At 55.7% G+C, this 9,014-nt stretch carries 8 protein-coding genes and 1 pseudogene; 7 read left to right on the forward strand and 2 right to left on the reverse strand.

Annotation, left to right across the window (positions count from 1 at the left end; translation table 11 throughout):
* Positions 1 to 4: 4 nt before the first annotated feature.
* A complete protein-coding gene (locus AAAB35_RS06115) occupies positions 5 to 391 on the reverse strand; it encodes a hypothetical protein (protein ID WP_340667321.1) in 387 nt (128 codons plus the stop codon).
* 901 nt (positions 392 to 1,292) lie between these two features.
* On the opposite strand from AAAB35_RS06115, the gene AAAB35_RS06120 reads away from it, so the two are divergent.
* The 7 genes and pseudogenes from AAAB35_RS06120 (at position 1,293) to AAAB35_RS06150 (ending at position 8,478) form a co-directional block, all read left to right on the forward strand.
* The gene (locus tag AAAB35_RS06120) at positions 1,293 to 2,129 is read left to right on the forward strand and encodes a universal stress protein (protein ID WP_340667322.1); all 837 of its coding nucleotides are present in this window, start codon (positions 1,293 to 1,295) and stop codon (positions 2,127 to 2,129) included.
* A gap of 39 nt (positions 2,130 to 2,168) precedes the next feature.
* Complete coding sequence (locus AAAB35_RS06125) at positions 2,169 to 2,618, forward strand: pyridoxamine 5'-phosphate oxidase family protein (RefSeq protein ID WP_340667323.1); 450 nt, start codon at positions 2,169 to 2,171, stop codon at positions 2,616 to 2,618.
* A gap of 1,632 nt (positions 2,619 to 4,250) precedes the next feature.
* Entirely contained in the window at positions 4,251 to 4,901 is a 651-nt protein-coding gene (locus AAAB35_RS06130) for a BON domain-containing protein (RefSeq protein ID WP_340667324.1), read from the forward strand.
* Positions 4,901 to 5,475 (forward strand): annotated as a pseudogene (locus AAAB35_RS06135) (alcohol dehydrogenase catalytic domain-containing protein); the annotation flags it as partial. The gene AAAB35_RS06130 and the pseudogene AAAB35_RS06135, both read left to right, overlap by 1 nt.
* Before the next feature lie 488 nt (positions 5,476 to 5,963).
* A complete protein-coding gene (locus tag AAAB35_RS06140) occupies positions 5,964 to 6,884 on the forward strand; it encodes an ABC transporter substrate-binding protein (RefSeq protein WP_340667325.1) in 921 nt (306 codons plus the stop codon).
* The gene (locus tag AAAB35_RS06145; protein ID WP_340667326.1) at positions 6,881 to 7,711 is read left to right on the forward strand and encodes an ABC transporter ATP-binding protein; all 831 of its coding nucleotides are present in this window, start codon (positions 6,881 to 6,883) and stop codon (positions 7,709 to 7,711) included. Before AAAB35_RS06140 ends, AAAB35_RS06145 begins: the two co-directional genes overlap by 4 nt.
* A complete protein-coding gene (locus AAAB35_RS06150; RefSeq protein WP_340667327.1) occupies positions 7,708 to 8,478 on the forward strand; it encodes an ABC transporter permease in 771 nt (256 codons plus the stop codon). The genes AAAB35_RS06145 and AAAB35_RS06150 overlap by 4 nt, the downstream gene beginning before the upstream one ends.
* A 219-nt stretch (positions 8,479 to 8,697) precedes the next feature.
* Here AAAB35_RS06150 and AAAB35_RS06155 read toward each other — a convergent pair.
* The coding region (locus AAAB35_RS06155) for an SPW repeat protein (RefSeq protein WP_340667328.1) at positions 8,698 to 9,014 on the reverse strand (317 nt) is incomplete at its 5' end.

Genomic DNA, 9,014 nt, shown 5'->3' on the forward strand with positions numbered 1-9,014 from the left:
CTGGTTATGGCTTTTCCACGAGGATGATCCGGTAGGGACGCATCACGTCTCCGTTGCGGATGGAAATGTATTCGCCCTGGACGAAGCGTTCGTCACTCAGATGAAAGGCAATTTCGTCATCGGACTGGCCTTGCGCATAGTCGAAATACCATTGACCGCCGGATTTCCTGCGGAGCCTACCAATCATGTCCTCGCCCTTGGGGCGAAAGCGGCGGACACGGCACAGGCTCTGGTTCTCTTTCCATTCTGCGGCATCGAGATGGCCGCTCTCGTCGAGGGGCACCAGCAGATCGTACCCCTCACGGCGGTCACCGTCGGGATGGCCCTTCTCGCGTGCCAGAATAAGCCGTACATGCCGGAATTTCGACGTGAGTTCTGTTAATATGACCATCGTAGACCTCCTTATCTGCCGGGAGTGTATCGAAGAAAATCCGTTCCGCTTTGATCCAGCGCAATGAGTCCTGTGCTGCTCGGCCCTATGGCTGATGGTTTGGGCAAATATGGTTCCTCAATCAAGGACAGTTGCCATGTCGTGCAAGAGCGTCTTTTGCGTCATCGGAATCGATCAGTGTGATCGCGACATCGTAAATGCCGTCCACCTCTGCAAGGTTCTTGGGGAAGACCTTGAAAGCTTCACATCCGTCCAATTAGTCGGCTCGTAGTCGTGCTTTGTGTCGATCGGTCCGCCCTCGGTGGCGTTTGAGCATCCAGCGTTCGAAAAAGTCGTCTGCCGTATATTTGAGAGCGCCGGCGCAGCTAAGAGCCGCCTGCGGTTTCCAGCCCGTCTCGTCTGTTAGGGTCAATGGTTAGTTCCCTGTTTCGGCCTTTTCCTCGCCATCGACACTGGCGATAGATATTGAGACCGAAATGAAGGCTGAGGGCATGCCGTTGATGACCTCGCACCAGTCCCGTGGGATAGCGACCGATATGGACAGGCGCACAAACGATCGCTCCGTCGCTTGTCCCAGGATCCACGAATCCGATTTGATTGGCGTCAGTCAGCGTGACCCTATGATTTTGGTTTCCAGACGGCTGGCGATAGCCTCGGCAATCTTACGGGTCTGACCTTCGTTGGTCGAACAAAGCACCAGGAACTTCATGGCCAAGCCTCCGTTATCCTTGATCCGAATTCATTTCCGGAGGTCTCCAGCTTCCGGATGCGGGAACCAAATGCATTGACCCTGGATCAATCCAAAGTCATCGCGCCGTATTTGATCCAGCGCAATGCCGGGATGTGAATTCGGAGTTATCCATTGACCAACAGATCTTGACCCCTTTCTGGAGAAAGTAAGATGACCTTCAAAACAATGCTGACTATCGTTGATGTCAGACAGAGCGACGAGGATCTCAATACCGCCATCGAGCTTTGCTCCGAGATCAACGCGCAACTGTCGGTCGTGGTGATGACAATCGCGACGCTGCCTCCGCTTGGTGATTACCCGATTGGTACTGCAGATGCCTGGGTGAAGGACCGACACCACGATCTTGAGGCCATCAGCAAGAGGGTCGATGCGGTGGAAACAATGGTGAAGAACGCCGGTATCTCAGCGACAGTAGTCGATGAATACCCGGAACCGGCCAGGATCAGTCAAGTGATCGGCAGGCACGCGCGATACACAGATGCAACAATCATTGGCTCCGGCTTGCTCCGAAATGACCTTCTGATAACGACTGTTGTTGACGGCGCGCTGTTTGAATCGGGTCGGCCGATCCTTATCACCCCGCACGGCAGTAAGCCCACGCTGCGTCCGAAATGCGTGCTTCTCGCATGGGATTCGGGAGTGGAATGCGTACGCGCTGCCAGGGAGGCCCTCGACATTATGGTCTCGGCCAAAGAAGTCCACGTTACGCTGATTGATCCGGATACCAGTTCAATCGTGAATGGCCCTGAACCAGGAGCTGACATCGCGGCCTATCTCGCGCATCACGGTGTCAAGATCACGGTGGACCGCCTTCCAAGTGGCGGCAAGGCAATAGCCGATGTTCTCAAGCAACACGCAACGGACATCTCGGCCGGCCTTATTGTGATGGGTGCCTACGGTCATTCGCGCATGCGTGAGCGCATTTTTGGAGGAGTAACGCGATCGATGATCGACGAGCCGCAGCTGCCCGTCCTAATGGCCCGTTGAGTGGAGGTTTTTAGCCCGTCCAGAAAGGAGTACACTCACATGCACATCACCGAGATGGATCAATTCGAAATCATGCAAGTGATTGAGAACGCCACTGTGGGACGGCTGGCCTGCGTGCATGATGGCCAGCCTTATGTTGTCCCCCTTAATTTCGTTTGCCACCTCGGATGCCTGTACTCGTTCACGACATTCGGCAAAAAGATCGAGTGGATGCGTGCCAATCCGCGGGTTTGTGTAGAATTCGATAACATCGCTGCCACCAACGACTGGCAAAGCGTCATTGCCACCGGGCACTACGAAGAGTTGGCCGGCGATCCCGACACCATCAATGCCCGGAATGAAGCTTACGCGCTGCTAAGCAGAAGGGCCGAGTGGTGGGAACCCGCTTACGTGAAAACGGTGATCCGGGATCGTGTGCGATGGCTGGAGCCGGTCTATTTTCGCATCTTGATCACTGAAAAGACTGGCCACAAGGCTGTTAAATCATAGTAGAAAATGGGGTCAAAAGAATCGAAACAATCGTTACTTACCGGGCTTGGCCGCATCCTAATTGAACGGTCGTGAAATTGCATATCGGCACCCAATACAGAGAACGAAGACCGTTGGGCTCTGCAATCCCAACACTAATACAGCGACTGATAAAATCGGCACAACGCGACTACGATTTCGAGTTTGGACGAGATCCGTTTCGCGTCGTCAAAAAACTGCATCGACAATGACAGGACCCCGGCAACTCAGTGCGGCCGCTGCCTCATCACGCAGGGTATCATAAACGACGTCGGAAATTTCCGGTCGATACCCTCAGCTGGAAGCTTTTCAGTCGAGCTAACACCAAACTTGGCCTTGCGAATGCGGTCGCCTTCTAAAATTCGCGCACCCGGTGCGCATCCGACATGTGCAGCCAGGGCCTCTGCGACGATTGATTTGCCGGATCCGCTTAACCCGCCGATCGCGATCAGTGCGGTGAGGGCGGTTCCAGCATGAGCAAGCGCGAGATTGAAATACGATCGAGCCTCTTGTCGTAGGCTGACGGACTATCCGCGCCGCCCAATTCCACTCGGCTCGCGGTGACATGAGCGGGGACAGCGGCACGCAACGCCATGAAGAAAGGAAAGAACGGTCACGCCCTCTGTCAGCAACGAGCAAGACCAGCGATATGTGTGTTTCCAACACCTCGACCGCACCTTCCAAGCAAAAATAGATACAGAAGAAAGCTCATGTGGTTGTCGGAATGGAGGGGGTGACAACGATTTCAAATCAGCCATCGACCCGCGAAAAACAATGCGCACCTTCCGTCCTTGTGCTTCGCCGCCGCCCATCAGTAATTACGCCTCGACAATCTCGGATATCTGGCTGGAGGAACGACAAGCAGATATTAAGCAGCTGGAGAACAGAACGGCCAAGATTACGACGTTGAAGCCGGAATCTACGCAACAGATCAGTAGGCAATATGCCTAGTTTGTCTGGGCAGCCGATGAGATCGGTCGCCACGCCCGCTATTAAGAATTGATTTGATCGGTCCTGAGGTCCTGAAATCTGACAAACTGAAATCCAAGGTGGTGAAAGGAGCTTTGTTCGAGTCCGGGAGGCCATCCTGCTTGATCCTTCCGGAGCGACACCGACGCTAACTTCAAGGCACGTTCTCCGAGCTTGGGATTCAGGGGTGGAATCTGCCTCGCTGCTCGTGAGGCCCTGGATATGCTCATCATCAAGGCCAAGGACGTTCACCTAGCGGTCGTCGATCCGGACACCAGCTCGATTGTGAATGGGCCAATGAGCCGGACCCTGGAGCCGATATCGGCGCTTACCTGGCGCACCACGGGTGCGCGTGATTGTGGACGGGCTAAGGAGCGGCGGCAATCCGGTCGCGGATTTTCTCAACTAGAACGCTGTCGATGTTGCCGCTGATCTAATCGTGATGGGCGAATAATTGCCCCCTCCGGCCTTCGTGAACGCGTGTTCGGCGGCTTGGACGAAGTCGATGATCGACGTTCCGAAACTTCCCATCCTGATGGCACGCTAAGTTGATCCGTATCAATGCCGAAGCGTCGCCACAAGACCATATTTGATCGTTGGAAGGAGCGGCGATACCGCCTGCTTCGGAAGCAAGGAAGCACTATCATGGACGATATGACTTTACGGCAAAACGTCATTGACGAGCTAGAGTTCGAACCGAGCATCAATGCTGCTCATATCGGCGTTGCTGCCGACAATGGCGTCATTACACTGACGGGTCACGTTCCCACCTTTGCAGAAAAGAACAGGGTCGCCGATGTAGTCTGCAGGGTGAAGGGTGTGCGAGGGATTGCGCAGGAAATCGAGGTTCGCCCGCGCGGGGAACATCGCACCGCCGACGACGAGATTGCGAAGCGAGCACTAAGCGTCATCCGATGGAACACGGTCATTCCTGAAGGAGCTGTTTTGGTCAAAGTGCAAGATGCCGTGGTTACGCTTACCGGCGAGGTGGAGTGGTACTACCAAAGAGATGCCGTCACGAAAGCGATTCGAGGCCTGAGCGGCGTGATTGACGTATACAATAAAATAGAGGTCAATCCGCGACCGACAGCTGTGGACATCAAAAAGCGCATCGAGGATGCACTGAAGCGAGCAGCCGAAGTCGATGCCAAGAGAGTCACGGTGAACGTCGACGGTTTGGGGAGAGTTAAACTCGAAGGGCGCGTCAACGCCTGGTCTGAACGAAATGCCGTGGAAAGAGCCGCTTGGTCTTCTCCTGGGGTCAAGATCGTTGACGATCGCATCATCGTTGGATGATGATTCACGATACCACGCTCTCCGTCACAGCTGGGAACGCCGATGAAAGGGGACAGCAAGCAATGGTCCTCCATAAAATTGGAGAACCGCTGAAACGCTGAAATTGGTTAGGCGCAAGCGCAGGGGGAGATTTTGATCGAAATCGAAATCTGCGCCGTTTGCCGCCATGTTGTCGACGCGAATTGACCGATCCACGATTGCCGCCCATCCCCGGACACGAAATCGTCGGCAAAGTGATTGACATCGGAAATGGTGTGTCGCAACGCGTCTGGGGCAGCGTGTCGGGGTTCCGTGGCTCGGACACACATGCGGGCGATGCGATTATTGCAGACAGGGGGCCGAGAACTTTTGCGACGAGCCTATATTCACCGGATACACCCGTGAGGGCGGGTTCGCCACGCAGATGGTCGCCGCCGCCGGTTTCTCCATTGAAACTTGATCAGACCGCGACGCAGTTTCTCAGGCCCCGCTTTTATGTGCAGGCTTGATCGGCTGGCGCTCCCTGAGGCTGGCGAAGCCGGGAAAATCGGAGTTTTATAGCTTCGGCGCCGCAGCTTACATCGGCGCCCAGATAGGGCTCGGTCAGCCGATTGGGGCCGCCACTATCATCGTGATTTGTATCTTGGCCACCGCTGCCCTTTCTATGGATATTCTGGCCCAGCAACCTGGTACTGCCATGATACAGATTGGCTCCGGGCTGGTCGGTCCCAGATTGCCGGTTGAGCCACGGCTTTTCGACGCGTCTTTCTGACGTGTCATGGTTCGTGCTCCGAAAAGATGCGTTGCGTTGCAGCCATGACAGTGACGACGTGCTATCGTCGTAGCCCCTATTCGCCTACAATTCTGGACATTGACCGAACCTTGCTACGGATCAATGTACTGCGTACCTTCCGTCGGTAGAATTTTATCTGATAACTCTAAGTCTGATGGAGATCCTTCCCGGTCGGTGGGGAAAGGCAAAGGTCTGAGAATCCGCTACCTTGGGTGTTTTCGATGAGTCTAGCGTGGATGAGGCTCTCTCAGTTCGGTCTAGCCATAGCCGCATGCCTGGCGGTGATTGGAATGGCGCCGCCTGTGAAGGCGGAGGGAATTATTATCCGGGTCGGTCATTTCCCGAACATCACGCATGTCCAGGCCTTGGTCGCGAGAAATTTCGAACGGCATGGCCAGAGCTGGTTTGCTCCTCGCATTGGCCCGAGCATCACCATTGAATGGTACGCCTACAATGCCGGACCGAGTGCCATGGAGGCGATCTTCGCTGAAAGCCTCGACCTCACCTACGTTGGACCCAATCCAGCAATCAATGCCTATGCGCGCTCGGCTGGCCAAGAAATCCGGGTCATCGCCGGTGCAGTAAACGGAGGATCTGCGCTTGTAGTGCAACCTGATAGCGGTCTTACCAGGGCACAGGATTTTCGGGGCAAAAGGATCGGCACTCCGCAGTTTGGCAATACGCAAGATGTGGCCGCGCGCGCGTGGCTCGAGGCCGGTGGCCTGCGGATCACCCAGGCCGGTGGTGACGCGCAGGTCCTGCCGACGGCCAATCCGGACCAACTCGCGCTCTTCAAGACCAAGCAGCTCGATGCAGTCTGGACCGTAGAGCCGTGGGTTTCGCGCCTAGAACTGGAAGCCGGTGGCAGGGTGTTGGTGGAGGAGAAGGATGCGGTCACCACAGTCCTCGTGGCGCGTGCCGAATTCTTGTCCACGCATACCGAGATCGTCCGCCGTTTTGTTGCAGCCCACCGAGAGCTGACCGAGTGGATCAGACAGAATCCACGTGAGGCCGAGCGGATGGTCAGAGATGAACTCAGAGCCCAATTCCGGATGGACATGTCGCTGGGACTTGTCGATCATGCTTGGGCACGCATGACTATGACAAGCGACATTTCGCGTGAAGTCCTGGAACAGTTCGTGGCACGCGCTCAGCGCGTGGGTTTCTTGCACTCCATGCCCGATCTATCCCACCTTGTCGAGGTACCATGACTGCCAGTGAAGTCCCCGGATCCAGCCGCGCAAAATCAGCGTCTGTCGCCGGACCATTGCCTAATCTTGTCGTCGAGGAGGTGTCAAAATGGTTCCGTACGCCGCGCGCAACGGTTCACGCTCTCGACAATATCTCGCTGAAAGTGGCGGCTGGCGAAGTTGTGTGCCTGGTCGGCCCCAGCGGTTGTGGAAAGTCAACGCTACTCGATATAGTGGCGGGGCTGACCAAGCCTGATGCTGGCCGCGTGTTGGAAAACGGGCAGTTGGTGTCGGGGCCGGGACAGGAGCGGCTCGTGGTGTTCCAGGAGCCTTCCCTCTTTCCCTGGCTGGATGTGTTCGGAAATGTCATGTTCGGCCTCAGATTGTGCCCCAAGCTGACCAATGCCGAACGTCACGAGATCGCGCACGAATATCTCGCTCTTGTTGGGCTTGAGAAGTTCGAGCGTGTTCACGTGCATGAGCTATCTGGCGGTATGAAGCAACGCGTCGCTCTGGCGCGTGCGCTGGCCCCTGATCCGCGCGTGCTTCTGATGGACGAACCGTTTGGCGCTCTTGACGCGATGACACGGGAACACCTCTACGACGATATCCAGCGCATCTGGAGAGACAGCAGCAAGACAATCGTTTTCGTTACGCACAACATACGCGAAGCGGTCTGTCTGGGCGATCGGGTATTGCTGATGTCGCCAGCGCCGGGGAAGATCGTTCAAGCCTTCGATATACCGTTATCGCATCCGAGAAGTATCTATGATGTCGAATTGGTCGGTCATGCTGCCCACATAGCGGATGCACTCAGGGGCAAGATCGGAGGCGGAGTACGTGAATGAAGCGTATCATGGTTGCTTTCGTCTTCTTTGTTGCGCTGTTGGGGCTTTGGGAGCTTGCGGCGCAGAGCGGTCGCTGGTCACCCGTTTTATTTCCATCGGCGCGGAGTGTTGGTCAGTATCTCTGGGGTGCACTCCTCGACGGAACACTTACAGAGGCGATCTTGGTGACGCTGAAGCGGCTTTTGGTCGGATATGCGATCGGAGTCGTCATCGGCCTGCCTCTTGGGCTGCTCACCAGTGCCTCGCAGGTACTCGAAGACACATTAGGTTCGCTGGCCCTGGGATTGCAGACGTTACCGAGTGTGTGCTGGGTTCCCCTCGCACTGTTATGGTTTGGGCAAACCGAGGCAGCAATGTTGTTTGTCGTCGTAATGGGGACTGTCTGGTCGGTAATTATAGCAACGAACTATGGTGCGCGCACAATCCCTCCAATCTATGCCCGCGCAGCCCGTACCATGGGATCGAGTGGCCTGCATCTATGGATCAGAGTGATGCTGCCCGCGTCTTTGCCCTTCCTGGTGAGCGGGATGAAACAAGGCTGGGCGTTCGCTTGGCGCTCGCTGATGGCTGCTGAGATCTTCGTTACGATTTTGACTGGTTTTGGCCTCGGTCAGCTGCTGCATTATGGGCGTGAGCTCCAGGCAATGGATCAGGTAATCGGCGCAATGGCTGTGATTGTTCTGATTGGACTGTTGGCAGACCGAATCCTGTTCTCACCGTGGGAACGGTTCTTGTACCGCCGCTGGGGAACAAATGTTGGATTGTGAAACGGGAGGGCGGGCATTGCCTTGAGAGATCAAATATTTGGAAGGCTTTTTCAACAGCACAAATGAAGGCGCAACCTTGATGCGCTCGTGTATGCCCATCATGCGAGAACGGGTTGGGGCCCAAGGGACCCGTCCCGACGACGCGGACGAATTGCGACCGTACGGTGACGCCTGTGGTTTGTCATCGGACGGGCTCAATGATGGTCTGCGGTCCTGCATCTAAGACGTGCCTTGCGTCCATCGCTCGGAAACAACGATCGAACCGGCGATGGCAATGATGATGAGCCCGCAAATGATCGCGTTCCATCTCGCCCTTGGCATGTCGGCATATTGAAGAATCCAAGGCGACGCAATCAACCATGCAGCAACGGCACCATCGATCCACTCCCGCCAATGCTCATAGGCACACAAAGCTATGAAACCAAGGAAAAGCAGGACTACGCCGACAATGATAAAGTGCCACGAGGCGATATCGAGTCCAACTGTGTCCGGGCTGCTGTATCTCAGCATCCATGGCGACGCGACAAGCCAGACGC

This window comes from Phyllobacterium sp. (genome assembly GCF_037994425.1).
In the GTDB taxonomy this organism is placed as follows: domain Bacteria; phylum Pseudomonadota; class Alphaproteobacteria; order Rhizobiales; family Rhizobiaceae; genus Phyllobacterium.